At 65.8% G+C, this 24,637-nt stretch carries 22 protein-coding genes; 12 read left to right on the top strand and 10 right to left on the bottom strand.

The window, feature by feature from the left end; translation table 11 throughout:
- Positions 1-132 precede the first annotated feature (132 nt).
- From AC1MB9_RS08805 to AC1MB9_RS08795, 3 genes are all read left to right on the top strand, one after another.
- Complete coding sequence (locus AC1MB9_RS08805) at positions 133-1,938, top strand: GAF domain-containing sensor histidine kinase (protein WP_479961591.1); 1,806 nt, start codon at positions 133-135, stop codon at positions 1,936-1,938.
- Between the two features lie 334 nt (positions 1,939-2,272).
- Positions 2,273-3,760, top strand: a complete 1,488-nt coding sequence (locus AC1MB9_RS08800; RefSeq protein ID WP_479961590.1) for an HNH endonuclease signature motif containing protein — start codon at positions 2,273-2,275, stop codon at positions 3,758-3,760.
- 124 nt (positions 3,761-3,884) lie between these two features.
- Complete coding sequence (locus AC1MB9_RS08795) at positions 3,885-4,592, top strand: M50 family metallopeptidase (RefSeq protein WP_479961589.1); 708 nt, start codon at positions 3,885-3,887, stop codon at positions 4,590-4,592.
- 11 nt (positions 4,593-4,603) lie between these two features.
- On the opposite strand, the gene AC1MB9_RS08790 is transcribed toward AC1MB9_RS08795, so the two are convergent.
- The 5 genes from AC1MB9_RS08790 to AC1MB9_RS08770 all read right to left on the bottom strand — a co-directional run bounded on the left by AC1MB9_RS08790 (position 4,604) and on the right by AC1MB9_RS08770 (position 9,662).
- A complete protein-coding gene (locus AC1MB9_RS08790) occupies positions 4,604-6,067 on the bottom strand; it encodes a dihydrolipoamide acetyltransferase family protein (RefSeq protein ID WP_479961588.1) in 1,464 nt (487 codons plus the stop codon).
- A complete protein-coding gene (locus AC1MB9_RS08785) occupies positions 6,067-7,077 on the bottom strand; it encodes an alpha-ketoacid dehydrogenase subunit beta (RefSeq protein ID WP_479961587.1) in 1,011 nt (336 codons plus the stop codon). The genes AC1MB9_RS08790 and AC1MB9_RS08785 overlap by 1 nt, the downstream gene beginning before the upstream one ends.
- Positions 7,074-8,225 carry a pyruvate dehydrogenase (acetyl-transferring) E1 component subunit alpha gene (gene pdhA, locus AC1MB9_RS08780; RefSeq protein WP_479961586.1) on the bottom strand — a complete coding sequence of 384 codons (1,152 nt, stop codon included), beginning with the start codon at positions 8,223-8,225 and terminating at the stop codon, positions 7,074-7,076. The genes AC1MB9_RS08785 and pdhA overlap by 4 nt, the downstream gene beginning before the upstream one ends.
- Positions 8,226-8,336: 111 nt before the next feature.
- Complete coding sequence (locus AC1MB9_RS08775; RefSeq protein ID WP_479961585.1) at positions 8,337-8,831, bottom strand: Lrp/AsnC family transcriptional regulator; 495 nt, start codon at positions 8,829-8,831, stop codon at positions 8,337-8,339.
- Positions 8,832-8,861: 30 nt separating this feature from the next.
- Positions 8,862-9,662 (bottom strand): oxygenase MpaB family protein, encoded by an 801-nt coding sequence (locus tag AC1MB9_RS08770; RefSeq protein ID WP_479961584.1) that lies wholly within the window; start codon positions 9,660-9,662, stop codon positions 8,862-8,864.
- A 145-nt stretch (positions 9,663-9,807) separates the two neighbouring features.
- On the opposite strand from AC1MB9_RS08770, the gene AC1MB9_RS08765 reads away from it, so the two are divergent.
- The 3 genes from AC1MB9_RS08765 (at position 9,808) to AC1MB9_RS08755 (ending at position 12,754) form a co-directional block, all read left to right on the top strand.
- Entirely contained in the window at positions 9,808-10,368 is a 561-nt protein-coding gene (locus AC1MB9_RS08765) for a YceI family protein (RefSeq protein ID WP_479961583.1), read from the top strand.
- Positions 10,369-10,538: 170 nt separating this feature from the next.
- On the top strand, positions 10,539-12,020 hold the full coding sequence (locus AC1MB9_RS08760; RefSeq protein ID WP_479961582.1) for an amino acid ABC transporter substrate-binding protein/permease: 1,482 nt from the start codon (positions 10,539-10,541) through the stop codon (positions 12,018-12,020).
- Positions 12,017-12,754: an amino acid ABC transporter ATP-binding protein gene (locus tag AC1MB9_RS08755; protein ID WP_479961581.1), complete on the top strand. Its 738-nt coding sequence runs from the start codon at positions 12,017-12,019 to the stop codon at positions 12,752-12,754. The genes AC1MB9_RS08760 and AC1MB9_RS08755 overlap by 4 nt, the downstream gene beginning before the upstream one ends.
- Positions 12,755-12,764: 10 nt before the next feature.
- Here the strand turns inward: AC1MB9_RS08755 and AC1MB9_RS08750 are convergent, their stop codons facing one another.
- The 4 genes from AC1MB9_RS08750 to sepH form a co-directional block, all read right to left on the bottom strand.
- Positions 12,765-13,802: an FUSC family protein gene (locus tag AC1MB9_RS08750; protein ID WP_479961580.1), complete on the bottom strand. Its 1,038-nt coding sequence runs from the start codon at positions 13,800-13,802 to the stop codon at positions 12,765-12,767.
- Positions 13,803-13,833: 31 nt separating this feature from the next.
- Positions 13,834-14,982, bottom strand: a complete 1,149-nt coding sequence (locus AC1MB9_RS08745) for a winged helix DNA-binding domain-containing protein (protein ID WP_479961579.1) — start codon at positions 14,980-14,982, stop codon at positions 13,834-13,836.
- A 14-nt stretch (positions 14,983-14,996) separates the two neighbouring features.
- A complete protein-coding gene (locus AC1MB9_RS08740; RefSeq protein WP_479961578.1) occupies positions 14,997-15,323 on the bottom strand; it encodes a DUF6504 family protein in 327 nt (108 codons plus the stop codon).
- A 79-nt stretch (positions 15,324-15,402) separates the two neighbouring features.
- Entirely contained in the window at positions 15,403-16,590 is a 1,188-nt protein-coding gene (gene sepH / locus AC1MB9_RS08735; protein ID WP_479961577.1) for a septation protein SepH, read from the bottom strand.
- Between the two features lie 196 nt (positions 16,591-16,786).
- Here sepH and AC1MB9_RS08730 point away from each other — a divergent pair, with 196 nt between their 5' ends.
- Positions 16,787-17,080 (top strand): DUF4193 domain-containing protein, encoded by a 294-nt coding sequence (locus AC1MB9_RS08730; protein WP_479961576.1) that lies wholly within the window; start codon positions 16,787-16,789, stop codon positions 17,078-17,080.
- On the opposite strand, the gene AC1MB9_RS08725 is transcribed toward AC1MB9_RS08730, so the two are convergent.
- Positions 17,077-17,532 (bottom strand): DUF3093 domain-containing protein, encoded by a 456-nt coding sequence (locus tag AC1MB9_RS08725; RefSeq protein ID WP_479961575.1) that lies wholly within the window; start codon positions 17,530-17,532, stop codon positions 17,077-17,079. The genes AC1MB9_RS08730 and AC1MB9_RS08725 overlap by 4 nt on opposite strands.
- 38 nt (positions 17,533-17,570) lie before the next feature.
- Between AC1MB9_RS08725 and dut the strand changes: the two genes are divergently transcribed.
- From dut to dxs, 5 genes are all read left to right on the top strand, one after another.
- Entirely contained in the window at positions 17,571-18,050 is a 480-nt protein-coding gene (gene dut, locus AC1MB9_RS08720; protein ID WP_479961574.1) for a dUTP diphosphatase, read from the top strand.
- A complete protein-coding gene (locus AC1MB9_RS08715) occupies positions 18,047-18,691 on the top strand; it encodes a DUF3710 domain-containing protein (protein ID WP_479961573.1) in 645 nt (214 codons plus the stop codon). Before dut ends, AC1MB9_RS08715 begins: the two co-directional genes overlap by 4 nt.
- 14 nt (positions 18,692-18,705) lie before the next feature.
- Positions 18,706-19,512, top strand: a complete 807-nt coding sequence (locus AC1MB9_RS08710; RefSeq protein WP_479961572.1) for a DUF3159 domain-containing protein — start codon at positions 18,706-18,708, stop codon at positions 19,510-19,512.
- Between the two features lie 175 nt (positions 19,513-19,687).
- Positions 19,688-22,522, top strand: coding sequence for an aconitate hydratase AcnA (gene acnA, locus AC1MB9_RS08705; protein ID WP_479961571.1), 2,835 nt, complete (start codon positions 19,688-19,690; stop codon positions 22,520-22,522).
- Between the two features lie 122 nt (positions 22,523-22,644).
- Positions 22,645-24,594, top strand: a complete 1,950-nt coding sequence (dxs, locus tag AC1MB9_RS08700; RefSeq protein ID WP_479961570.1) for a 1-deoxy-D-xylulose-5-phosphate synthase — start codon at positions 22,645-22,647, stop codon at positions 24,592-24,594.
- The last annotated feature ends 43 nt before the right edge of the window (positions 24,595-24,637 follow it).

The raw sequence follows: 24,637 nt of genomic DNA, 5'->3' as shown, positions 1-24,637 counted from the left end.
GGGTTCCGCTGCTTCGGTGAGCTGAGACTGGTCGCCGATACGTATCCGTGAAAGAGTGAAGGCACGAGATAGCAGGCCAGAGTACCGATGCGTGGGCGCCGGGCGTAGCCAGACGACGATCGGAACTTTGCCATGGTGGACCAGCCGGTCGATGAGCTCCACGGAGCCCCCCTCCAACCCGCCGGAACCCGGATCGAGGATCTGCTGCGCGAATTCGTCGCGCGGGCGGACGAACTGCTGCTCACCCAGGAACGCATTCGCGGCCTCGTCGGGGCCGTCGTGTCGATAGCAGAGGACCTGAGCCTCGAGGCCGTGCTCAAACGCGTGGTTGAATCCGCCTGCCGGTTGCTGCGCGCGCAATACGGCGCGCTCGGCGTGATCGGTGACGACCAGCAGCTCACCCATTTCGTCACGGTCGGTTTCGACGAGGAGACGATCGACAAGATCGGTCCGCTGCCCGTGGGCAAGGGTGTGCTCGGACTGCTTATCCAGGAGCCCCACCCGATTCGGCTGCACGACCTGGGGCAGCATCCCTCCGCCGCCGGGTTTCCCGAGAACCATCCGCCCATGGTCTCGTTCCTGGGCGTGCCGGTGCGGGTGCGTGACACCATCTTCGGCAATCTGTACCTCACCGAGAAGGAAGGCGGGGGCGATTTCACCCCCGAAGATCAAGAACTCGCCGTGGCGCTCGCCGCGGCCGCGGGCGTGGCCATCGAGAACGCCCGCCTGTTCGAGGAGGCCCGACTCCGCGGGGCCTGGCTCGAGGCCTGTGCCGACATGGCCAAGGATCTCCTCCGGTCCTTCGACGACGAGGGCGAGAGCGGATTGGACACGGTTGCCACGCGCGCCATGGCCGAAGCCGACGCGGCACTCGCGCTGGTCTGCCTGCCCACCGATGAAACCGACACGGTGTTCTGTGCGGCCGGGGCCGGTGCGGGAGCGCCGGCGCTCGTCGGTCGCAGCGTTCTCATGTCCGTGCCTGCGCTTGACCGGGTTCGCCGCACCGGGCAGTCGATGGTGCTTCCCGAGCTGTCCCAGGTGATCGACCCGGTGATCGCGGCCGAGACGGACGCCTGTCCGGAACTCGGCCACACCCTGCTCGTTGCCCTGGGCCCGCCCGGTGTGGGGCAGGGGGTGCTCCTGCTGGCCCGCCCAGCCGGCGCCGCCCCGTTCAGTGCCACCGACGTGGAGATGAGCGCCGTCTTCGGCTCCTACGTGGCGCTCGGCCTCGAGCTGGCCAACGTGCACCGGATGCGCGAACAGCAGGCCGTCTTCGGAGACCGGGACCGCATCGCCCGTGACCTGCACGACCTCGTCATCCAGCGGCTCTTCGCCGCCGGCCTCAGCATGCAGAGCCTTCGGCGCTTCACGGACGACCCGGTGGCGCTCGAACGCATCGCCGCCGTCACCGTGGAACTGGACAGCACCATCCACGAGCTTCGGGACACCATCTACTCGCTGCGGGGGGTGTCGAAGGACTCGGCCACCATGAGCAGCAAGATTCTTGCCGTGATTTCGGACGGTACCCAGTCCCTGGCGTTCGCGCCCAACATCGAATTGTCCGGACCCATCGACGCTGACCTGGGGGAGTCCCTCACCGAGAACCTGTTGGCGGTCATCACGGAGGCGCTCAGCAACGTCACCCGGCATGCGGCGGCAACGTCCATCAAAATCACCGTCAACGCCGAGCACGGACGCATCCGCCTGCTCATCGTCGACAACGGGCAGGGCTTCACCGAGAACAGGCGCTCGAGCGGTCTCGAAAACCTGCGGCAGCGGGCGCGCCTGTGCGGTGGACGCTTCGAGGTGACCAGTGAGCCCGGGGCGGGCACCCAACTGTCGTGGTCCGCGCCGGTGCCGATCGTGACCAACCCGTCACGACCCGGGCCGTCGCCGCGCGGGCTGCAGCGCGGGTTCGGAACCGAAGCCGCAACGTAGGCGTACCGGCCCATAGCGTCGGTGCCGCGACCAGCGACGCGGGGCCCTTCCGCTCCGGTCGGGCTCGCAATGATTTCCCAGGGGCGCCCACACGTCGGTCGAGCCGTCGCCCCGCGCTGGTCGAGCTTGTCGAGACCCCGCGTTCCGATCTCGTCACGCCCCCACACGAGTGGACCCGGAGGCCCGCCCTCGAATCAGAACCTCGCGTCCCGGGATCGGCCGGCGGCTGACGGGTGAAAACAGGCGCCGGGACAACTGAAAACAGATTCGAGACTTCAAAAGAATACTGTGAGTAAATCTCGCCTAAACGTTCGAATCGGGGTAAAATGGGGGTATGTTCACGACGGTGAAGTCCGGAGCTGAGATGGTCGCCCTGCTGGCGCAGGCCGACGAACTCGTCACGAATGCTCTGGCCGGGGTGCAGTTCGCGCTCCTCGACGACGAGGCGGCGCTGGCCGTGTTGGGGGCGTTGGAGGCGGTGGGGCGTCGGGTGGACGGTGGCCGGATCGGGTCCGCGGCGAATGTTGCGTGCCGCGCGGATGCGGGCTTGGGGCATGAGTCGTTGGCGTGGAAGAACGGGTGCCGGGGAAAGTTCGAACTGATCACCGGCGTGACGCGTATTTCCAGCAGCGAGGCGAAGCGGCGGATGCGGCTCGGCGGTTTGATCGCCGGTACCGCGAGCGCGTCGAGTGGGTTGCTGGGGCAGAGCGTTCCGGTGCGGCACCCCGCCGTCGCCGACGGTCTCGCCTCCGGCCAGCTCGGGGTGGATGCGGCGGAAGCCATCGTGACGGTGCTGGAGCAGATCGGCTCCCGCGTGGCGGTGGACGACCTGGACCGGGCCGAACGAGCCCTCGTCGCCTCGGCGACCGGGGCGATCACCGCGGAGACCGCGGGGCTTCCCGGGGCGGGGATCGCGTTCGGCGCCGACCTGATCCGCGCCCAAGCGCACCAGTGGGAGGCGGTCCTTGACCCGGACGGCGCCGCCCCGAGTGATGACGAGCACGCGGCGACAAGCACGGTGGGGTTCGGGGTGCTGCGTAACGGCCTCTACCCGCTGCACGGCGCGGTGACGCCGGACCTTCTCGGGGTGATGAACGGTGTCTTCGCCACGTTCCTCTCCGCCCACGCGGCCCCGGCGTTCCCGTCGGCGGAGGAGCAGGCGCTTATGGAGGCCGGCGAAGTCATACCGGGGGCCGAGGCGGTGGCCGTGGATGACCGCACGGGAGGGGAGAAACGCGCCGACATCCTCCGAGCCGTGTTCGAGACGACAGCGCGGGACCCGAAAACGCCCACTATGGGTGGTGCCGCTCCCGTGGTGATGGTGCATGTGAACGCCCGCGACCTGAAGACCGGCCGCGGCGTCGGCTGGATCGACGGCGTCGACGCCCCGATCAGCCTCCGCACCGTGCACCAACGCCTCTGCAACGGCGGATATCAGCAGGTGGTCATCGGCGACGACGGACAGGTGCTGCACCTCGGCAGCAAAGAACGGTTCTTCAGCCCGGCGCAGCGCCGGGCGATCGCCGCCCGCGACGGCGGCTGCGTCATCCCCGGCTGCACCGTCCCCGCCGCCTGGTGCGAAGTTCACCACGTGATCCCGTGGCAATCCCACGGCGCGACCGACGTGGAGAACGGGGTGCTGCTGTGCTGGTTTCATCACCACAGCATCGACACCAACGGGTGGAACATCCGCATGGTCAACGGGCGCCCGCACCTGCGCGGACCCGTACTCTTCGACCCCACAAGAACCTGGCGGCCCGCGGCCGCCCACCGCGCCAACACGCCCAGCACCGACCCACCCTGGAGCAGATCCAGGCAATAGCGTCCCGACCGGGATGCAGAGCGTCGAGGTGGTCGACTGCGGCACACGCGTCGAACGCGTCACCGGTGTGAGGACTCGATGCACCTGGAATCGGCCGCGAGGCCGCTCACCTAGTCTGGGAAGCATGGACGTACTGCGCGGAATCTGGGAAAACATGATCCAACCGCATGCCCCCCTTCCGGTCCAGGCGGCGTGGCTGACCATTGTGGCTGCGCTGCTTCTCGTGCTGGTCCCGATGGTCTGGCGCGTCACCCGGCACGGCATCACCATCGTGCACGAGGGCGGGCACGGAGTGGCGGCAACGCTGAGCGGGCGGCGGCTGAGCGGCATCCGCCTGCACAGCGACACCTCGGGACTCACCGTGAGTCGCGGGCGTCCCCGCGGCCCGGGCATGGTGTTCACGCTCGTCGCCGGCTACACCGCGCCCGCGGTGCTCGGGCTGGGAGCCGCGTGGCTTCTCGGCCTCGGGTACGACGTGGGGCTGCTGTGGCTGCTGCTCGTGGCGCTCGTGCTGCTGCTGGTACAGATTCGCAACTGGTTCGGACTGTGGTCGGTGCTCGTCGCGGGCACCGCCATCTTCGCCGTGTCCTGGTTCGGCTCACCACTCGTGCAAAGCGTCTTCGCCCTCGCCCTCACGGCGTTCCTGCTCCTGGGCGCGCTGCGCACCGTGCTGGAGCTGCAGCAGTCCCGCTCGCGCGGCTCGGCCGGCTCCTCGGACGCCGATCAGCTCGCTCGGCTCACACACGTGCCCGGCATCTTCTGGGTGGGTGTCTTCCTCGCCGTCGACCTCACGTGTTTCGCCGTCGCCGGGCGCTTCCTCGGCCTGCTCTGAGGCCGAGGAACCTACAGTTCCGCGAGCAGCGACACCGGATTTTCGATGCACCGAGCCACGAAGGTGAGGAAACCGGCAGCGGTGCCGCCGTCGCACACCCGATGGTCGAAGACCATCGAGAGCTCCACCACGGTGCGCACCGCCAGCTCGTGATTGACGACCCACGGGCGCTCGATCATGCGGCCGATGCCGAGGATCGCCGCTTCCGGGTGATTGATGATGGCGGCGGAGCCGTCAACACCGAGTGAACCGAAATTGTTGAGCGTGAACGTTCCGTCGCGAAGTGCCGTTGGTGCGAATGTGCCGTCGGCGGCATGCTCCACGAGGCCGGCGATGGAATCACGCAACTGACGGGTGGTCATCGCGTGCGCGCCGTGAATCACGGGGACCATGAGTCCACGCGACGTCTGCGCGGCGATTCCGAGGTTGATGGCACCGTGCTGCAGGATCTCCTGGCTCGCCGTGTCAACCGACGAATTCAGCTCGGGGAACTGGCGCAGACCGGCGACGACGAACCGGGCGATCAGCGCGGTGACGCTGAACCGTTCCCCGGTGGCGGCGAGCAGGCGATCGCGAGCCACGAAGAGCTCGGTGGCATCGACATCCAGCCAGATCGTGGCCTCGGGGATCTCCCGGCGGGACGTGGCCAGTCGCTGCGCAACAACCTTGCGCAGACCCACGATGGGAATGCGCACACTTTCGGCGGTCGTCGCCGGAGCCGGTGCGGATGCGACGGGCCGGGGCTCCGTTTCGGCCTCGACCATCGGCAGCGAGGTCTCGGACCGGCGCGCGTCGCTCAGGAACGACTCCACGTCGGAGCGCACCACGAGCCCGTCCTTCCCGGTGCCGAGCAGCTGGCTGGCCTCGAACCCGTTCTCACGGGCCATACGACGCACGAGCGGCGACACCACGGGGGAGCGACGATCCGCGTCGAGTGCCTGTACGGCGGGCGCCGAGGCGGCCGGTGCAGGTACGGGTTCGGGTGCAGGTGTGGGCGCTGCTGTGGGTGCGGATACGGATGCTTGTGCGGCTCGTGCCGGCGACGCCTGTCCGAATCGACCCTGCGCGGGACGGCGAGCCGGCCGTGTGCTCACGGTAGTTCCGTAGCCGATCAGAACGGCGCCGGAGACGTCGGCGGCCGGCGGCTCCGCCGGCGCTGCCTCAGCCGGAGCTGCCGTCGCTGCCGGGGCGTTTGCCGCCGGAGTCGGAGCGGACTCGGTGCCCGCGGCATCCGTCGCGGCGTCGGCGACGGTGAGGAGAACCTGGCCGGCGTGAATCGTCTGGCCCGGTTCGCCGAAGACCTTCTCGACGACGCCGCCGAACGGCGACGGCAGTTCCACGATCGACTTGGCGGACTCCACCTCGACGACGGGCTGGTCGATGGCGATGGTGTCGCCGGGAGCCACGAGCCAGGAGACGATTTCGGCCTCGGTGAGGCCCTCGCCGAGGTCGGGGAGCAGAAAATCGTTGCGCATCAGTTCCATTCCCAACGTGAGATCGCGGCGAGGATGCGGTCCGGCGTCGGCAGGAAATACTCCTCGAGCTTGGGTGAGGGGTAGGGGATGTCGAATCCGGTGATGCGCAGAATAGGCGCGGCAAGATAGAAGAAGTTGCGTTCCGTCAGTCGCGCCGCCACCTCTGCTCCGTACCCGCCGAACTGTGCCGCCTCGTGGATGACGGCGACCCGGCTGGTCTTTCGCAGCGAGGCGCTCACCGTTGCGTCGTCGAACGGAGACAGGCTTCGCAGATCGATGACCTCGATGGACAGCCCCTCCTTGGCCCCGAGCTCGGCCGTCGCGAGGGCGGTCTTCACCGTGGGGCCGTAGCCGAGAAGGGTCACGTCGGTGCCTTCGCGCAGAACCACGGCGCTCGTCATCGGGGCGGTCTGCACCGGGAGGGTCAGCTCGGCCTTGCTCCAGTAGCGGCTCTTCGGCTCCATGAAGATCACCGGGTCGTCGCTGGCAATGGCCTCGCGCAGCATCGAGTAGGCGTCGGCCGGGTTCGAGGGGGACACCACGGTGAGACCCGGCGTCGCCGTCCAATACGCCTCCGACGAATCCGAGTGATGCTCGACGCCACCGATGTCGCCGGCGTAGGGAATGCGAATCACGATCGGCAACTGGATCTTGCCCCGGGTGCGATTACGCATTTTCGCGACGTGCGACACGATCTGTTGAAAGGCCGGGTAGCTGAATGCATCGAACTGCATCTCCACCACCGGGCGCATGCCGTACATGGCCATGCCGATCGCCGTTCCCACGATGCCGGACTCGGCCAGCGGGGAGTCGCTCACCCGGGTCTCGCCGAACTCGGCATAGAGGCCGTCGGTCACGCGAAAGACACCGCCGAGTGGTCCGACGTCTTCACCGAACAGAACCACGGTCGGGTCGTCGGTCATGGCGTCGCGAATGGCGGCATTGAGGGCGGATGCCATGCTGAGGGTTTCGGGTGCGCGGTGCGCGATGCCCGGAATTGTCTGGCTCATCGGTGGGTGCCCGTCTCTGCGGCTGTTTCGGCGGCCTGGTTGGCGTTGTCCTCGGCGAGTTCGGCGGCCAGAGCCTCCCGCTGCTCGGCGAGAGCGGGTCGGGCGTTGGCGTACACGTGCTCAAACAGCTCGAGCGGATCGACAACGGCCTTGATGGTCATGCACTCACGGGTCGCAGCCGCCGTGTCCTCGGCCTCCTGCGTGATCGACGCTCGTTCGGTGTCGGAGAGGGCGCCCTCGGACACGAGGAATTTCTCCAGGCGTTCGATCGGGTCGCGCCCGCGCCACACGTCGACATCGGCGGCGTTGCGGTAGCGGGTGGGGTCATCCGAGTTGGTGTGAGCTTCGATGCGATAGGTGAGGCCCTCGATGAGCGTGGGGCCCTCGCCGGCGCGGGCCCGGTCGACGGCGGCCGACGTGACGGCGAACATGGCGGCGACGTCGTTGCCGTCAACGAAATATCCGGGCATGCCATAGCCGATCGCCTTGTCGGCGATCGTGCGGCAGGCCATCTGCTTGTCGAGCGGAACGCTGATGGCGAACTGGTTATTCTGCACGAGAAAGACCACGGGGGCCTGCCACACGGCGGCGAAGTTGAACGCCTCGTGGGCGTCGCCCTCGCTGGTGGCGCCGTCGCCCAGCAGAGTGAGGGCCACGGTGCTGTCGCGCTTGAGCTTCGCGGCCGTGGCGAGGCCCACGGCATGCAGGGCCTGCGTGGCCAGCGGCGTGGCCTGCGGGGCGATGCAGTGCTTGTTGTAGTCGTAGCCGCTGTGCCAGTCGCCGCGGAACGACGCGAGAATGTCTTCGGGCTTCACACCGCGGGTGAGCAGGGCGATGCTGTCGCGATAGGTGGGGAACAACCAGTCGCCGGAGTCCAGCGATGCGACGGCGGCAATCTCGCACGCCTCCTGGCCGAGCGCCGACGGGTAGGTGGCGAGGCGCCCCTGGCGGGTGAGCGCCGTCACCTGCACGTCGAATCGACGGGCGATAACCATGCGCCGATACAGGCTCAGCAGCGTCGCTGTGTCCGGCAGGGTGAAGCCGCCGGTCTGACTTTCATCGACGGCGTGCCCGGCATCGTCAATCAACCGGAGGGGTGGTGGGGCCAGCACGGTGGGGATGCGCGTGCTCTCGACTTTGAGGCTCATGAGGCAATGGTGCGCCCTGTTTTCCGTCCCTGTCGCCTCGAAACGACAGTTGTGAACGATTGGCCTGATACACGTGAATGGCACGCCATTCGGTCTGTCAGTATGGTGCTTTTAGCGCCAAACGTCCGGCACGGTTCCGGGTTGCCGGCCCACGATCTCCTCCAGAATGAGGTGCGATCTGGTGGAGACGACACCGGGCATGCTGTGGATATCACGCAGGATCGCCTGGCTCAACAGCTCGTGAGACGGGGCGTTGACCGTGAGGATGATGTCGATGTCACCGCTGACGGCCTGCGCCTTCTCCACATACGGCAGGGCTGCGAGCCTCGTGGCGATATCGCCCCAGGACACGTCGCCGATTTTCACGACGACCAGGGCCGACACGTGCAGGCCGAGCGACTTGGGATCCGTTTGCGCGCCGAAGCCGGTGATGACCCCGCGGCTGACGAGCCGCTGCACCCGGGTGTGGGCGGCGGTGCGGGAGATGTGCACCTGAACGGCGAGGGCGCGCATGGACAGTCGCGCGTCACGGCTGAGTTCGGCCACAATCTGCCGGTCGATGCTGTCGAGTTCGGAGGGGGCGTCGGATGCCGATTGTTGCGTCATTGAAAACCTCGGAGTTGAGAGAACGCCAGTCTATCGAGACTCGCGGGTTGCCGCCGGTGTGGCCAGTGACGCTCGCAAAACGCGCAGATAGTGGTCTTTCGGCCAGTGACGGATGCGACGCGGCAACGGCGGGTACAACACCCGCGTCACACGGATCACGCGGTCGAATCGGCGTTGCCGCGCCGGGGACCACGGCAGCTCGAACATGTCCCGCACGTGCGGGGGCAGCAAGCCGGCCGTCACCAGGCGGCCGAGGGGAAGGCCGAGGCGCATCCAGAACGGGCCGGTGCGCGTGTGGAGCAGCTCGTACGCCACGGCGCGCGTCGCCGCATCCGTCTTCAGGGCCGCCAGACGTTCGGCCCAATAGCGGCGAAAGGCACCGCGATCCGCGGGCCACAGTGCGACCGGTACCTGCAGTGCCGCGCCGAGCTTGCGATAGTCATCGTAGAACCTGTCGGCCTCGGCGTCACCGAGGGGGCCGTAGATGAGCTCGTGCATCGTCAGGGCAGAGTCATACAGGGTCGCGGCGACCCACAGTTGCAGTGCGGGAGAGAACGCGCTGTAGGCGGGCGTGTGCGCTGATCCGGGTGACCGAACGGGAACGTGCGCATGGTTGACCCGCATGGTCGCCGCGGCCGCCTCCTCGGGCGTGCCGAAGGTCACCGCATACACAAAACTCAGCGTGTTGTTCAGTCGTTCCTGCGGTCGTCCGGCAAAATCACTGTGATCGGCGACGCCGTGGCCGATGGCCGGTTCGGCCAGTTGCAGCAGGATGCTGCGGCCCCCCGCCGCGATGAGCACGGCGTTGCCGGCAATGTCATTCATCGTCATGGGCAGAGTGTATTGCCCGCTGGGTGTGAGACTCTGGGAAGACGGCGAAGAAGTATTTCGTCGTACGGGGAATAGACCCGGGATCTATGCGCTTGCATATATCTGAGGGCGACACATCATGCGCCCGCAATTTTAAGGAGAACGCATGAGCGACACGGCAATCACCGACATCCCCGGATACAAGACCGGAACCTGGACCATCGACAAGACCCACAGTGCCGTCGGGTTCAGCATCCGCCACATCATGATCAGCAAGGTCAAGGGCACCTTCGAGGACTTCGACGCCACCTTCGTCACCGGTGAGAACCCGCTTGACAGCACCGTGACCGCGACGGCCCAGGTCGCCTCGATCAACACCAACGAGGCCAACCGCGACGGCCACCTCCGCACCGGCGACTTCTTCGACGCCGAGACGTACCCCACGATCGGCTTCGCCTCCACCGGAATGCGCGCGGTCAAGGGCGACTTCCTCGTCGACGGAGACCTCACCATCAAGGGCGTCACGAAGCCCGTCACGTTCGAATTCGAATTCGGCGGCTTCGGCGGAGACCCCTACGGCAACTACAAGTTCGGCGCAACGGCCACCACCCAGGTCAACCGCGAAGACTTCGGCCTCTCCTACAACGCGGCACTCGAGACCGGCGGCGTGCTGCTCGGCGACAAGGTCACGATCACGCTTGAGCTGCAGGCCGCGCTCAACGCGTAATTTCATCCTGTAGAGGAGGGGGCTCGCTTCGGCGGGCCCCCTTTTTTGCCGTCCCGACGGCTTCCCCCGTGCCGTGGCGGCCGAAGAGTTCACGCAGGGTAGGCTTTTTCGGGGTCTGAAAGCCCGAACACACAGCGGTGAGTGCCGCGTCAGAGAACGGGTTTACAGTCTTGCGCAATAAATTCAGGTCCAGGCCGGGCATCCTCACAATTGCCCTCACCGCAGCGCTGGCTCTTCTCGGCGGATCCGCCGGTGCCGGAGCCGCCGCGGCCAGTGAAACATCCGCGAACGTCGCACCGCACACCGACATCACCGGCGAAACCTTCGTCATCGCCACCGACACGACCTTCGCACCGTTCGAGTACCGCAAGGACGGCGAGCTGACCGGAATCGACATGGACCTCATCCGTGCCGTTGCCGAGCGCGAGGGTTTCACCGTGGAGATCAAGTCCCTCGGTTTCGACGCGGCCCTTCAGGCCCTGCAGTCCAACCAGGTCGCCGGCGTGATCGCCGGAATGTCGATCACCGACGAGCGCAAGCAGATCTTCGACTTCTCCGACCCGTACTTCGACTCGGGCGTGCAGATGGCCGTGGCCGAGGGCGACAACGCCATCACGGGCTACACGGATCTTCGCGGCGAGACCGTCGTGGCCAAACGCGGCAGCGAGGGGGAGACATTCGCCAACTCGATCAAGGACGAATACGGCTTCACGGTCAAGGCCCTGGCAGATTCGGCGACGATGTACGACGACGTCAAGGCCGGCAACTCGGTAGCCGTATTCGACGACTATCCGGTTCTCGCCTACGGAATCAACCAGAACAACGGCCTCAAGTCGGTCACCGACAAGGAGCGGGGCAGTTCCTACGGCTTCGCCGTCAACAAGGGGCAGAATGCCGAGCTGCTCGCCGCGTTCAACACGGGACTTGCCGAACTGAAGGCGGACGGCGAGTACCAGGCGATTCTCGACACGTACCTCTTGGACCCCGCCGCCGCATCGGACACCGGGTTCTTCGGGCTCCTGGCGAACAGCATGCCGGCGCTTATGAAAGGCCTGGGGCTCACCCTGCTCGCCACGGGGCTCTCCATTCTCATCGCCCTGGTGCTCGGTATCGTGCTCGGATTCTTCAAGGTGTCCCCGTTCATCGTGTTGCGTGCCATCGCCACGACCTACGTCAGCATTTTCCGCGGCACCCCGCTCCTCGTTCAGGCCTTCTTCTTCTACTTCGGCCTGCCGCAGCTGACCGGGCAATCCATCGACGTGCTCACCGCCGGCGTTCTGACCCTGAGCCTGAACGCCGGTGCCTACATGACGGAAATCGTGCGTGGCGGCATCCAGTCGGTTGACTCCGGGCAGACCGAAGCCGGTCGCAGCCTCGGGCTCGGCTACGTCACGACCATGCGCCGCGTCGTGCTGCCGCAGGCCGTGAAGATCATGACCCCGTCGTTCATCAACCAGTTCGTGATGACTCTCAAGGACACGTCCCTGCTCGCCGTCATCGGCTTCGCGGAACTCACCTACCAGGGCCAGCAGATCTACGCCGCCAACTTCCGCACCGGAGAAACACTTCTCATCGTCGCGGCCCTGTACTTCGTGGTCATCACTCTGCTCACGACTCTCTCCAACAAGCTCGACAAGAGGTTCAACAAATGAGCAACGCCAGCAAGATCAGTGTCCGCGCGCTCCGCAAGTCCTTCGGCTCCAACGAAGTGCTCAAGGGACTCGACGTCGAGATCGCCGAGGGGGAAGTCGTCTGCGTGATCGGCCCCTCCGGTTCGGGAAAGTCCACGTTCCTGCGCTGCCTGAACAAACTCGATGAGATCACGGCCGGCACCGTCATCGTCGACGGGTTCGACCTCACCGACAAGAACGTGAACCTCAACACGGTGCGCCAGCACATCGGAATGGTCTTCCAGCACTTCAATCTTTTTCCGCACATGACCGTTCTGCAGAACATCATGCTCGCGCCTGTTGAGTTGAAGAAGGGCAGCCGACAGGAGGCACGGGCCACGGCCGAGAAGCTTCTGGACCGAGTGGGGCTCGCCGACAAGGCCCAGGCGCGCCCGGCACAGCTGTCCGGCGGTCAGAAGCAGCGGGTCGCGATTGCCCGCTCGCTCGCGGTCAACCCCGACATCATGCTTTTCGACGAAGCCACGAGTGCCCTCGACCCGGAGATGGTCGGCGAGGTGCTCCAGGTCATCCGCGACCTGGCGAAAGAGGGAATGACCATGGTTGTCGTCACGCACGAAATGGGCTTCGCCCGGGAGGTGGCCGATCGGGTCATCTTCATGGCCGAGGGCGTCATCGTTGAGGAGGGCACCCCCGAGGAGCTCTTCGGCAACCCGCAGCAGACGCGCACCCAGGATTTCCTGTCCAAGGTGCTGTAGACGACCGGAGCTAGTCGCCCACGATTTCTTCACGCACGCGGCGCAGGTCTTCCATCAGCGACCCGATCAGAATCCAGTGGTCCGGGTGCGGAGTCACAATGTGCAGCGGTGACGTGAGGGCCAACACTTCAGGGGCCGGTGCTTCCGGCACGGCGTCGGTGCTGCCCTCCTCCCGGGCCAGCAATCGCAGGTCATGCGCCGCTCGGGTCAACTCCTCGGAGAAGGCCTGAAGGCTCGGCTCGTACTGCAGGGAATCATCGTAATGATCGTGCAGGGCCCTCGTCATGCCGATGGCGCGTGTCACGAGCGTGGGAAGGCGCTGCGTCATTTCGTGGTCGGCGTCGAGCGCTTTACGCAGCTTGGTCTTGCGCGGGTTGAGCATGAGACTCTCCTCGGCCTGCAGGATCGCCTTGTCCGCCGATTCCAGCATGGGTCGCAACAGGCGGGCCTGGATCATCAGTTCCATGAGATCTGCCGGCCGCTGTGGCGTGACGAGGGCCCGCGCTATCCGGTCGAACGTCTCCGCGACCTCGCGCGCGAGCAGGCCGACCGCTTCAGTCGCCGGCCTGATCATCACCGGAGGAACGACGACCGCGTTGATCAGGAGGGCGATCCCGGCGCCGATGAAGGTCTCGTAGATACGATCGAGGGCGTACCCGGGGGTTGTGGCGCCGAGGGCGAGCACGAGCATGGCGCTGATCGGAATCTGACTGGCCGCCACCGGGGACAGCCGCAGGGCCCAGGCGACGGTGATGCTCAAAACCACGGTCGCGAGCACGACCCAACTCGTCTGGCCGAGAAAGTAGCCGATGCTCGAGGCGATGATGACGCCGCCGATGACACCCGCCGTGCGCTCGATAGCCCGGCCCAGCGTCTGGTTCACGCTGGGTTGCACGACGAGAAGGGCAGCGATGGCGGCAAAGATCGGCAGGTCGCTCGGCAGCAGAAGCTGGGAGATCAGCCAGGCCAGGGCGACGGCGACCGACATTTTCACCGTCTGCAGAAACGGTAGTCGTCGGGAGATCCGCAGGTTCGTCGTAATTCGCACTCTCTAGGCTAACCCGCTCCCGGCAGGTACGTCAGGACGTGCCCGCGTCGGGAATCTCCAGTGTCGCGTTTGTGTCGAGAAATCGCCCATAGTCGCCCGTGCTCCGCCGCAGGGCAGACCATTGACGTCCGGCGAGGGGACCGAATGGCTCGGGTGTGACCCGGAGGGACCGAACCGTCGTCTTCTTGCGCCACGTGCCGACGATGCGACCGTCGACGACGACGAGCGGCCGGAAAATGCCGTTCTTCCCCGGAACGACCCGCTGTTCGTGCGCTCCGTCAATGACCGCACTCCGGTCGCGGTACGCAAGGAAGTACTCATCGAAACCGGGAAGCAGCAGAGCGGCCGTTCGTTGGCGCAACGGAGCCTCCGTGTCCGCCGCGGCCGGAAGAAAATAGCTGACACCGTCGACGCTGAATTCGGTCAGGTCGGGTCGGGACACGGCCAGCCCGATGCGCGCATCCGTCAACGTCAGCTGCGACCACCCGGCGAAGTCCGCGAGAGTTGCCGGACCATGGCCGGCAAAGTACCGCAGGGCGAATTCCCCGAGGGCCTCATCGCCATCGAGCGCTCGGGCATCGCGAACCCATTCATCAAGGAGCACAAGCACCTGCTGGGTACCGACCTGGCGTCCCCAACAGAGCGTGCCCGTCAGCGCGAGATACCAGATGATGTGGTAGCCGCGCTGTCCTCCCGTCTGGATGCCTCGGCGCTCCAACGCCGACAGAAAATCGGTACGGCTGAGCTCACCCCCGCCCACGAGCCTTTCCAGGGCAATGGCACGCGCGGATTCCAAAATGTCCTGGGTCACACCGAGCTGCGCCTGTCGCGTCTTCGCCCCGGCAACCTGCCGCGGGGCGCTGAGGCGGAGCATCCAGTGCAGGTCCTGCGCCGGCACGATATGCAGGGTTCCGCGCATGGGCCACGAGCGCACGATCAATCCGGCGTTGAGTGCCTGCTGCACATGCACCGCTGTCGTGCCGGGGGAGCGTACGCCCAATGCCCACTGGGCGGCCGGATAATCCTGGGCCTGCACGGCCAGCAGCCGTTCAGCGGCCGCAACCGCACCGGTCACGGTTCCTGCCTCGTCCCCTCCCGGCATGGCCGCCAGCCCTTGGCTGTGCAGGCGCAACCGCCGCACATCGCGCGGTGTCGCCGTGGCGGGTGTCGGCGAAGTCATGGGCGTTCGCCTCGCTAGTCGAAGATACGAACGAGTAGCCAGGGGTGGCCGTCGTGCTGCGACGGGGAATCGGGCGGTGTCACGGCGCTGGTGTCCTGGCTCACATCGAAGACGTGTGTTTCACCGTCGAGTGCCGTAGCCTGGAAGCGCCAACCGGCGATATCGAGCGGAGCATGCCCGATTCCGTAGCTGTACGCCGCGAACGGCTTCCACCAGTCAGATGTTCCGACAAGGGCCGTCGGAGTGTCTGACACAAGAAACCCACGGGAGCGCCAGACGAGGCGCACGGGAGACCCGGCCTCGCTCGTCCACACCGTGACGGGTTCATTGACCGGAGGCATCGTGCACCACCTCGACTCAGTTCATAGAACGAATGTTCCATAAATGACTATACCGCGCCGGCGGCACCGGGTCTAGGCGTCAGGCGAGGTCGTCATCCGTGCGGGCACCGAAGACAATTTCATCCCAGCTTGGCATCGAGGCGCGTCCACGCTTCGCGGTGGTGCCTGCGGTGCGGCCCGCGGCGCGAGCGGCCTGCGTGGCCCAAATGTTCGGGGCGGCCGTTGTCCTGGCGGCGGGATCCTTCGCGTCCGCGGCAGACTCGGAGTCGGGTCGGGCCGTGGCGGCGGCGTCGTCCTCAGGCCCCGACGGTGCATGATTGTCGGTCTCCGGGTGGGCCGCGGCCGGGGACTCGGTGCGGCGACGCGCGTCTGACGCATCCGGGGCGGGCGGTGACTGGTGCTGGCCGGACGCGTCGCCGAAGCTCGCGGCCTCACGCTCGCCACGGCGGCGGCGCAGGGAATCCAGCAGATCTGCGGTGTCACTCATGCTGACAGAGGGCTCGGCCGCGCGTTTGATGGCGGCCTTGAAGACCGCGTCTGACGTACCGAGCGTTCGCGAGTACGGGATGGGCTCAATCGGTGCGGTGTCGCTCAGAATTTCGTCCGCGAGCGACTCCTTGAAGGTGAACGCACCGCTGTCGAACCGGGAAACATCGGAATTGCTGGTCTCCGAACCCACGGCACGCAGGCGAGGAATAAGCGAGCCTTTCAGCTCGCCCTGTTGGGACAGGGCAATGGCTTCGTTGCCGATGGGGGAGAGGGCGTTCTTCTTCGGCTCGAAGCCCCAGCGGGCGTCGTGGTCAATGTCGTCGGCCGTGAAGGAGAGCTTGATGATCCAGCCCGCGCCTGGCTCTTTCCAGCTGGCCCAGCGCTCGTTGGTCGCGCCGAGGGACGTGAGACGATCACGAATGACACCGCCGAAGTTGGCGTCTTCACCGACCGGTTCGGGGTCTATCGCGGTGTGTACTGGCACGCTCAACGCACACGAGATCATGTACTCGCGTTCCGCCACGACGGGGCCTTCAAAGCGTCGAACGTAGTCCAGAGGCGCTCCCGTGACGGCGGCAACATCTTCCGCGGACATGCCGGAGCGAATGTGCGCCTGCACCTCACGTGGTGACGGTTTGGGCGCCTCGGACGCCTCCGTCTGATTTTGACGCAATTTGGAGTGGAGAACCTCGTCGATGGCGATCCTAAATCGATCGCCATCTTCTGACGCTGCAAGCAGCGCACCGTTCTCTACTCCGATGACCTTCAATTCCTGCATGGCGCAAGCCCTCTCGCGAATACCGTTAGCTGCAAGAATCGCATGGCTTCTTCCCTTTACACGGGAATACACCGGGCGTGCCGCAAGTTGATGCCAGTGCCGACCGAGAAGGCGGCGGGCGAGTTGCTATTTCCCTTGGATTGTTGCAAACTATGCCCGCCGATTTCGTTTATCGGCGTTACTGAAATGGATGGGCATGGCAACCGATTACGACGCACCGCGGAAGACTGAAGACGACTCAGAGTCGATCGAGGCCCTCAAAGAACGCGTGCCCGACAAGATGTCAGGAAGCGTCGACAACGACGACTCCGACAACCCGGGTGGGTTCGACCTCCCCGGTGCAGATTTGTCCGACCTGGACCTCGATGTCGTCGTTCTGCCTCCGCAGGCCGACGAATTCACGTGCGTTGAGTGCTTCCTTGTGAAGCACCGCTCGCAGGCCGGTCGCGACACCAAGCTGGGCACCGTCTGCCTGGAGTGCGACTCCTAAGACCCCACGGCGGGCCGTCGTGATTGATTGATCGCGGCGGCCAGCTTCTGTGGGTGGCGGCTCGAGACGAGCCAGTACGGCGCAGGGTCTGTCGCATCGACGATGGGGATCTTCACCACCGGGTCGATCCAACCCCGGATCAGCATCCACGCCCGAACATCGAGGCGTGGTCCGCGTTCCTGACGCGCTTCGGGCCCGCTGAACGCGAGAACCTCCCCGACCAGGTCAACGGAAATTGTGGCCGGTCCCGCCGTGATGAGCCCGTTCTCCACCTTGACCACGGGCGAGGCGAGCACCAGAAGTGTGACGCAACCACCGTAGAGAACCGCAGCGGTGACGAAACCCGCCTCCAGGTTGATCGGCGCGAGCACCAGGATACTGGCCGGTATCACCAGGGCGGTGACGATGAAGGACCACGCTGAGGCCCAGAGCTTTTCACGGTATTGAGGCATGTCTCTATTCGATCAGAGATCTGGACTACCCTCGACACGTGACACAAAGCGTCGAAGTACTGATAACAGCGTCCGTCCTCCCGAAATACGCCCATCCGGGCGATGCCGGTGCGGATCTCCACTCGGCCGAAGCCCTCACCCTGGCCCCCGGTTCCCGCGCCCTCGTTTCCACCGGGGTCAGCATTGCGCTGCCCGATGGGTTCGCCGCGTTCGTCGTGCCGCGCAGCGGGCTCGCGGTCAAGCACGGCATCACCGTCGTGAACTCGCCGGGTACCGTGGATGCCGGCTACCGCGGTGAAATCAAGGTGACCCTGCTCAACACCGATACCAGCGAGCCGTTCTCCATCGCCATCGGCGATCGGATCGCGCAGCTCATCGTGATGCCGGTCGCGCACGCCACATTCATTCCCGTTGACCGTCTTCCCGGTAGTCAGCGCGGAGAGGGCGGTTTCGGTTCCACCGGCGTTTCGACGCGAGAACCAGCGCTCGACACCCCCCAGACAGGAGAAGCTCGATGAGCGACATCGCTAGCCCGGACGCGTTTCCGGAAACCCAGACCAAGTCCGCTCCCGAAGATCGCGAGACGGAGGGTCCGTTCGACGAGGCCGAGGCCAACCCCGTTCGCCCGTATGTCGACCTCGGCGGCATCAAGATTCTTCCCCGCGAGGGACTGCACCTCCGCCTCGAAATTGAGGAAGGCAGCAAGCGCGTTGTCGCCATCGGTCTGGACTATGCCGGGTCGACGCTGCAGGTGCAGCCCTTCGCCGCTCCGCGGTCCAGCGGCCTCTGGCACGAAATCCGTGATCAGATTGCCGACCAGATCGGCAAGCAGGGCGGAACGACGACACCGCGCGAGGGACCGTTCGGCGCGGAGCTGGTCGCGGAGATTCCCGTTGCCGCCGGACAGGACGCCTCCGGTCGGCCCACGGCGGGCAGCACCCGTCTGGCACGTTTCATCGGCGTCGACGGTCCGCGCTGGTTCCTGCGCGGCGTGATCGCCGGCGAGGGCGCCATCAATCCGGACGCCGCGGAACAGGTTGAAGACCTGTTCCGGAGCATCGTGGTCGTGCGTGGCTCCACCCCCATGCCGCCCCGCGACCTCATTCCCCTGCGGATGCCGGCGACGTCGAACGGCGCGGCGAACCCCACCGACTCCTGACCGGAAACAGCACCATGACCAACCAGCCCGATCCCGCCTCTCGGTCCGATTCCGAAGCATTCCAGGCCACCCCAGGCGAGTCCGAGGAAGCCCAGCCCTCCGTCTCGGGCGCCGTCGCCGACGGCATGGCCGCGGCAGCGCGTCGGGCCGGGTTCGGTTCGGTTGCCGAGGGGGAGGCGATCAACGGCAAGGCGCTCATGGTCGCGATGGGCGGCATCCGTGGGCTGTTTGAGGCGGTGCTGCCCGGCCTCGTGTTCCTGGTGACCTACACCCTCACCATTGACCCCGGCCAGGCTCCCGCGAGCGACCCGATACGCACGCTGCTTCCTGCTCTGATCGCGCCGCTCGTTCTCGGCCTCCTTTTTGTCGGGCTGCGCGCGATCACGCGGCAGACCATGACCCCGGCGATCGGCGGGCTCGTCGGTACCGGCCTGAGCGTCGCGCTCGCGCTGTTTTCCGGCAAGGCCTCCGACTTCTTCCTCGTGGGCCTCTATACCAATGCCGGATACGGCGCGGCCCTGCTCCTCTCGGTTCTGGTCGGCTGGCCTCTCATCGGACTGGCCGTGGGCTTTCTCATGGGAGACGGAGTCAATTGGCGCACGGATCCGTCCAAGCGTCGGGTCCTGACCATTCTCACCCTGTGCTGGGCCGGGCTGTTCCTCGCCCGGCTTGCCGTGCAGCTCCCGCTGTATCTGGCCGACAACGTGGAATTACTCGCGACCACAAAGCTGCTGATGGGGCTTCCTCTCTATGCGCCGCTTCTGGTCGTGTCCTGGCTCATGGTTCGCTCGGTATATCGCAATTCCGCTCGCCCGGACTGACGCGCGCCCTGCTATAGTTATCTCGACGTCAAGATAGTTTCTTGATGGAACGGGTCGGCTCCACCAGCTGCTGGTTAGGCTTGCCTTGCTGGCACGATGGTGTGTCTGGCCACAAGGATTGAGCATTGAGGATTGCCGTCGGTACCCCGTCGGCTCCCACGAAGGAGAGGGCATCGTGTCTGCGGTAAACAGTTTTGGAGCAAAAGACACCCTACGCGTCGGTTCGACGGACTATGAAGTCTTTCGGGTCGACAAGGTCGCTGGCTACGAGAAGCTGCCATACAGTCTGAAGGTGCTGCTGGAGAATCTTCTCCGCACCGAAGACGGCGCCAATATCACCGCGGAGCACATTCGTGCCCTCGGCGAGTGGGTGCCGACGAGCGAGCCCGCGACGGAGATCCAGTTCACGCCGGGCCGCGTGGTCATGCAGGACTTCACCGGCGTCCCCTGCATCGTCGACCTCGCCACCATGCGCGAGGCCGTCGCCGAACTCGGCGGCGACCCGAACAAGATCAACCCGCTCGCACCCGCCGAGCTCGTCATCGACCACTCGGTCATCGCCGACCTCTTCGGCAGTGACAACGCCCTCGAGCGCAACGTCGAGATCGAGTACCAGCGCAACGGCGAGCGCTACCAGTTCCTTCGCTGGGGCCAGACAGCATTCGACGACTTCAAGGTCGTCCCCCCGGGAACCGGCATCGTGCACCAGGTCAACATTGAGTACCTGGCGCGCGTCACCATGACCCGTGAGGTCAACGGCGTGCTGCAGGCCTACCCCGACACCTGCGTCGGAACCGACTCGCACACCACCATGGTCAACGGTCTTGGCGTGCTCGGCTGGGGCGTCGGCGGCATCGAGGCCGAGGCGGCCATGCTCGGTCAGCCCGTCTCCATGCTCATCCCCAAGGTCGTCGGCTTCAAGCTCAAGGGTTCCATCCCGAGCGGCGTCACGGCAACGGATGTCGTGCTCACCATCACGCAGATGCTCCGCAAGCACGGCGTCGTCGGCAAGTTCGTCGAGTTCTACGGAGAGGGCGTCGCCCAGGTTCCGCTCGCCAACCGCGCCACCATCGGCAACATGAGCCCCGAGTTCGGCTCCACCGCCGCGATGTTCCCGATCGATGAGGTCACCCTCGGTTACCTGCGCCTCACCGGACGCAGCGACGAGCAGGTCGCGCTGGTCGAGGCCTACGCGAAGCTGCAGGGGCTGTGGCACGACGCCGACAAGGAACCGACCTTCAGCGAATACCTGGAGATCGACCTCGGCACCGTTGTTCCCTCGATCGCCGGACCGAAGCGCCCGCAGGACCGGGTTGAACTCAGCTCGGCGAAGGCCCAGTTCGAAATCGACCTGCAGAGCTATGCCACGCAGGACCTCGACCGGGTTGACGAGGCCGTCGATGGAACGTTCCCCGCGTCTGACCCCATCGGCTTCACCGCCGAGGACGAAAAGTTCTCCGAGCACGTCGCTCACACCCACGTGAGCCACGCTCCCGAGAGTGTGTCCCGGCCGATCCCGATCACCACGCCCGACGGCGCAAGCTACACGCTTGACCACGGAGCCGTGGCCGTCGCCGCGATCACGTCGTGCACCAACACCTCGAACCCGAGCGTCATGCTTGCCGCGGGTCTTCTCGCGCGCAACGCGGTCGCCAAGGGCCTCAAGTCCAAGCCGTGGGTCAAGACCACCCTGGCGCCGGGCTCCAAGGTCGTCACCGACTACTACGCAAAGGCCGGTCTCACGAGCGACCTCGAGGCCCTCGGCTTCTACACGGTCGGCTACGGCTGCACGGTGTGTATCGGTAACACCGGGCCACTGATCGAAGAGGTGTCCGCCGCGATCAACGACAACGACCTCGCCGTCACCGCCGTGCTCTCCGGAAACCGCAACTTCGAGGGCCGGATCAGCCCCGACGTGAAGATGAACTACCTCGCTAGCCCGCCGCTCGTGATTGCCTACGCCCTGGCCGGTTCGATGAACTTCGACTTCGAGACCGATTCCCTGGGCACCGGCAGCGACGGCCAGGAAGTGTTCCTCAAGGACATCTGGCCCGACACCGCGGAGGTGCAGTCCACGATCGACAGCTCGATCGACACGGCCATGTTCACCAAGGAATACGGAGAAGTCTTCACCGGCGACGAGCGTTGGCGCGCGCTGCCGACGCCCGACAGCGAGGTGTTCGAATGGGACGCCGAGTCGACCTACGTGCGGAAGCCCCCGTACTTCGATGGCATGACCATCGAGACGACTCCGATCAGCGACATTGTCGGAGCCCGCGTTCTTGCGAAGCTCGGCGACTCCGTCACCACCGACCACATCAGCCCGGCCGGCAACATCAAGGCCGACAGCCCCGCCGGAGCATATCTGGTCGAGCACGGCATTGCTCGCGGAGACTTCAACTCCTACGGCTCGCGTCGCGGAAACCACGAGATCATGATCCGCGGCACGTTCGCGAACATCCGCCTGCGCAACCAGCTGCTCGACAACGTGGAAGGTGGCTACACCCGGGACTTCACGCAGCCCGACGGCCCGCAGTCGTTCATCTACGACGCCAGCCAGAACTACCAGGCCGCCGGAACACCGCTTGTCATCTTCGGTGGCAAGGAATACGGTTCCGGATCCTCCCGTGACTGGGCGGCCAAGGGCACCAGCCTTCTGGGCGTCAAGGCTGTCATCACCGAGAGCTTCGAGCGGATCCACCGCTCGAACCTGATCGGGATGGGCGTCGTTCCGCTGCAGTTCCCGGCCGGCGAGAGCTGGGAGTCGCTGGGCCTAGACGGAACCGAGGTCATTTCGATCTCCGGACTTGACGAACTCAACAACGGGACAACGCCCAAGTCGGTGCACGTGACCGCCACGCCGAGCGACAACTCGCCGGCGGGCAAGACCACCGTTGAGTTCGACGCCGTCGTACGCATCGACACGCCTGGTGAGGCGGACTACTACCGCAACGGCGGCATCCTGCAGTATGTGCTGCGTACCCTCGTGGCGGAGCACCTCGCCTCCTAGCCGCGAAGCAGTACCCCCTCGGGCGGCGCGTAGACTCGTTTTATTCGGGTCTACGCGCCGCCTCCTGTATGGCGGCCCCCTGCACTTCGTGAGACTATTCACGACAACGAAAGGTGATGTGGATGACTCTGCTGGAGACAATTTCCGGTCCCAGGGACCTCGACGGCCTCTCGGGGGCTCAACTGGTGCAGCTGGCCACGGAGGTACGTGGTTTCCTGGTGCGGGAGGTGTCGAAGACGGGCGGTCATCTCGGTCCGAACCTCGGAGTCGTCGAACTCACGATCGCCATACACCGGGTGTTCAATTCACCGACGGACGCGATCGTGTTTGACACCGGTCACCAGTCCTATGTTCACAAGCTCCTCACGGGACGGCAGGACTTCAGCAGGCTGCGCCTGTCCGACGGGCTCGCCGGATATCCCCAACGCTCCGAATCGGAGCACGACATCGTGGAGAGCTCCCACGCGTCCAGCTCCCTGTCGTGGGCGGACGGCATCTCCCGTGCCTTCCAGATGACGGGTCAGACCAACCGGCACGTCGTCGCTGTTGTCGGCGATGGCGCACTGACCGGGGGAATGACCTGGGAAGCGCTCAACAACATCAGCGACGACAACACCCGCAAACTGATCATCGTGGTCAACGACAACGGCCGCTCCTATGCACCCACCATCGGCGGTATGGCCCGCTTTCTCAACACGGTACGCACCCGGGCCAGTTACCGAGACGCCTACTTCACGAGCCGTCAGGTTTTCGACAAGCTCGGCGCCCCCGGCCGAGCCGTGTATCGCGGCGTGCGCGGCGGACTGCACGGCTTCCTGAGCCGCGTCACCAACAACGAGGCGCTGTACTCCAACCTGGACATCAAGTACATCGGCCCGGTCGACGGCCACGACGTCGAAGCCATGCGGGAGGCGCTGACCCAGGCCAAGAACTACGGCGCGCCGGTGATCGTGCATGCGATCACGCAGAAGGGCCGCGGCTACAGCCCGGCAGTGCTCGACGAAGCCGACCAGTTCCACGCCGTGGGCCAGATTGATCCGGAGACCGGTGAATCCGTTGCCGGAGCCGGTGCGGCGTCGTGGACGTCGGTTTTCGCCGATGAAATGCTCGACCTCGCCACCCGGGATGACCGGCTCGTGGGCATCACCGCCGCGATGCTGCGCCCCACCGGCCTGCACAAAATGGCGGAACGGTATCCCGACCGGGTCCACGACGTCGGAATCGCGGAACAACACGCCGTCACATCCGCTGCCGGACTCGCCTTCGGCGGACTGCACCCCGTCGTAGCCCTCTACGCCACTTTCATCAACCGTGCCTTCGATCAGGTTCTGATGGACGTGGCCCTGCACCGTGCGGGCGTCACCTTCGTGCTGGACCGGGCCGGAGTGACCGGGCCGGACGGACCGAGCCACCACGGCATGTGGGATCTCGCCATTTTGCAGGTCATCCCCAACATTCGACTCGCCGCGCCGCGCGACTCGATTCGACTCCGTGAGGAGCTCGGCGAGGCCGTTCGTGTTGATGACGGCCCGACGGTGTTGCGGTACCCGAAGGGCAACGTGGGCGTCGAATACGATGCGATCAGACGCCTCGCCGACGGAGTCGATGTTTTGCAGGAATCGACCCAGCAAGATGTGCTCATTGTGACCGTCGGCCCGATGGCGGGGACCGGCCTCGACGTCGCCGACCGACTCGCCGCGCAGGGAATCGGAGCAACGGTCGTCGACCCGCGCTGGGTCGTGCCGGTGCCTCGCAGCATCATCGATCTCGCGGCCGATCACCGTCTCGTCGTGACGATCGAAGACGGCATCCGCGTCGGCGGAATCGGCACCCGGATCCGCCAGGACCTGCGCGCCGCTGATGTCGACACCGCGGTGACGGAACTCGGGTTGCCCGACGAGTTCCTCGACCACGGCACCCGGGCCGAGATCCTGGAGGCGACCGGCCTCACGCCGCAGCACATCGCTCGCGATGTGGTGGCCATGGTTCTCGGCAGCAAGCTGCCTCACGCGCGGGCCCTGTCCGCCGATCGCACGGATACCGGATCGATCTCGGTGACCCGCAGCGAGTAGCGCTCACCGTTGCATGCAGAGAAGAAGGGTTCCTCGTCGCCGA

This window comes from Cryobacterium sp. AP27, from assembly GCF_056680495.1.
Note: the sequence above shows the minus strand (reverse complement) of the source record. Positions and strands in the feature narration are given on the sequence as shown.

What these genes read in the sequence shown, in the direction of transcription:
- AC1MB9_RS08725 (WP_479961575.1), bottom strand. Translation starts at nt 17,532, where the DNA reads ATGCCTCAATACCGTGAAAAGCTCTGGGCCTCAGCGTGGTCCTTCATC.
- AC1MB9_RS08755 (WP_479961581.1), top strand. Translation starts at nt 12,017, where the DNA reads ATGAGCAACGCCAGCAAGATCAGTGTCCGCGCGCTCCGCAAGTCCTTC.
- AC1MB9_RS08790 (WP_479961588.1), bottom strand. Translation starts at nt 6,067, where the DNA reads ATGCGCAACGATTTTCTGCTCCCCGACCTCGGCGAGGGCCTCACCGAG.
- AC1MB9_RS08785 (WP_479961587.1), bottom strand. Translation starts at nt 7,077, where the DNA reads ATGAGCCAGACAATTCCGGGCATCGCGCACCGCGCACCCGAAACCCTC.
- pdhA (WP_479961586.1), bottom strand. Translation starts at nt 8,225, where the DNA reads ATGAGCCTCAAAGTCGAGAGCACGCGCATCCCCACCGTGCTGGCCCCA.
- AC1MB9_RS08745 (WP_479961579.1), bottom strand. Translation starts at nt 14,982, where the DNA reads ATGACTTCGCCGACACCCGCCACGGCGACACCGCGCGATGTGCGGCGG.
- AC1MB9_RS08740 (WP_479961578.1), bottom strand. Translation starts at nt 15,323, where the DNA reads ATGCCTCCGGTCAATGAACCCGTCACGGTGTGGACGAGCGAGGCCGGG.
- AC1MB9_RS08730 (WP_479961576.1), top strand. Translation starts at nt 16,787, where the DNA reads ATGGCAACCGATTACGACGCACCGCGGAAGACTGAAGACGACTCAGAG.
- AC1MB9_RS08805 (WP_479961591.1), top strand. Translation starts at nt 133, where the DNA reads ATGGTGGACCAGCCGGTCGATGAGCTCCACGGAGCCCCCCTCCAACCC.
- AC1MB9_RS08770 (WP_479961584.1), bottom strand. Translation starts at nt 9,662, where the DNA reads ATGACGATGAATGACATTGCCGGCAACGCCGTGCTCATCGCGGCGGGG.
- AC1MB9_RS08800 (WP_479961590.1), top strand. Translation starts at nt 2,273, where the DNA reads ATGTTCACGACGGTGAAGTCCGGAGCTGAGATGGTCGCCCTGCTGGCG.
- AC1MB9_RS08715 (WP_479961573.1), top strand. Translation starts at nt 18,047, where the DNA reads ATGAGCGACATCGCTAGCCCGGACGCGTTTCCGGAAACCCAGACCAAG.
- AC1MB9_RS08765 (WP_479961583.1), top strand. Translation starts at nt 9,808, where the DNA reads ATGAGCGACACGGCAATCACCGACATCCCCGGATACAAGACCGGAACC.
- AC1MB9_RS08775 (WP_479961585.1), bottom strand. Translation starts at nt 8,831, where the DNA reads ATGACGCAACAATCGGCATCCGACGCCCCCTCCGAACTCGACAGCATC.
- AC1MB9_RS08795 (WP_479961589.1), top strand. Translation starts at nt 3,885, where the DNA reads ATGGACGTACTGCGCGGAATCTGGGAAAACATGATCCAACCGCATGCC.
- AC1MB9_RS08710 (WP_479961572.1), top strand. Translation starts at nt 18,706, where the DNA reads ATGACCAACCAGCCCGATCCCGCCTCTCGGTCCGATTCCGAAGCATTC.
- dxs (WP_479961570.1), top strand. Translation starts at nt 22,645, where the DNA reads ATGACTCTGCTGGAGACAATTTCCGGTCCCAGGGACCTCGACGGCCTC.
- sepH (WP_479961577.1), bottom strand. Translation starts at nt 16,590, where the DNA reads ATGCAGGAATTGAAGGTCATCGGAGTAGAGAACGGTGCGCTGCTTGCA.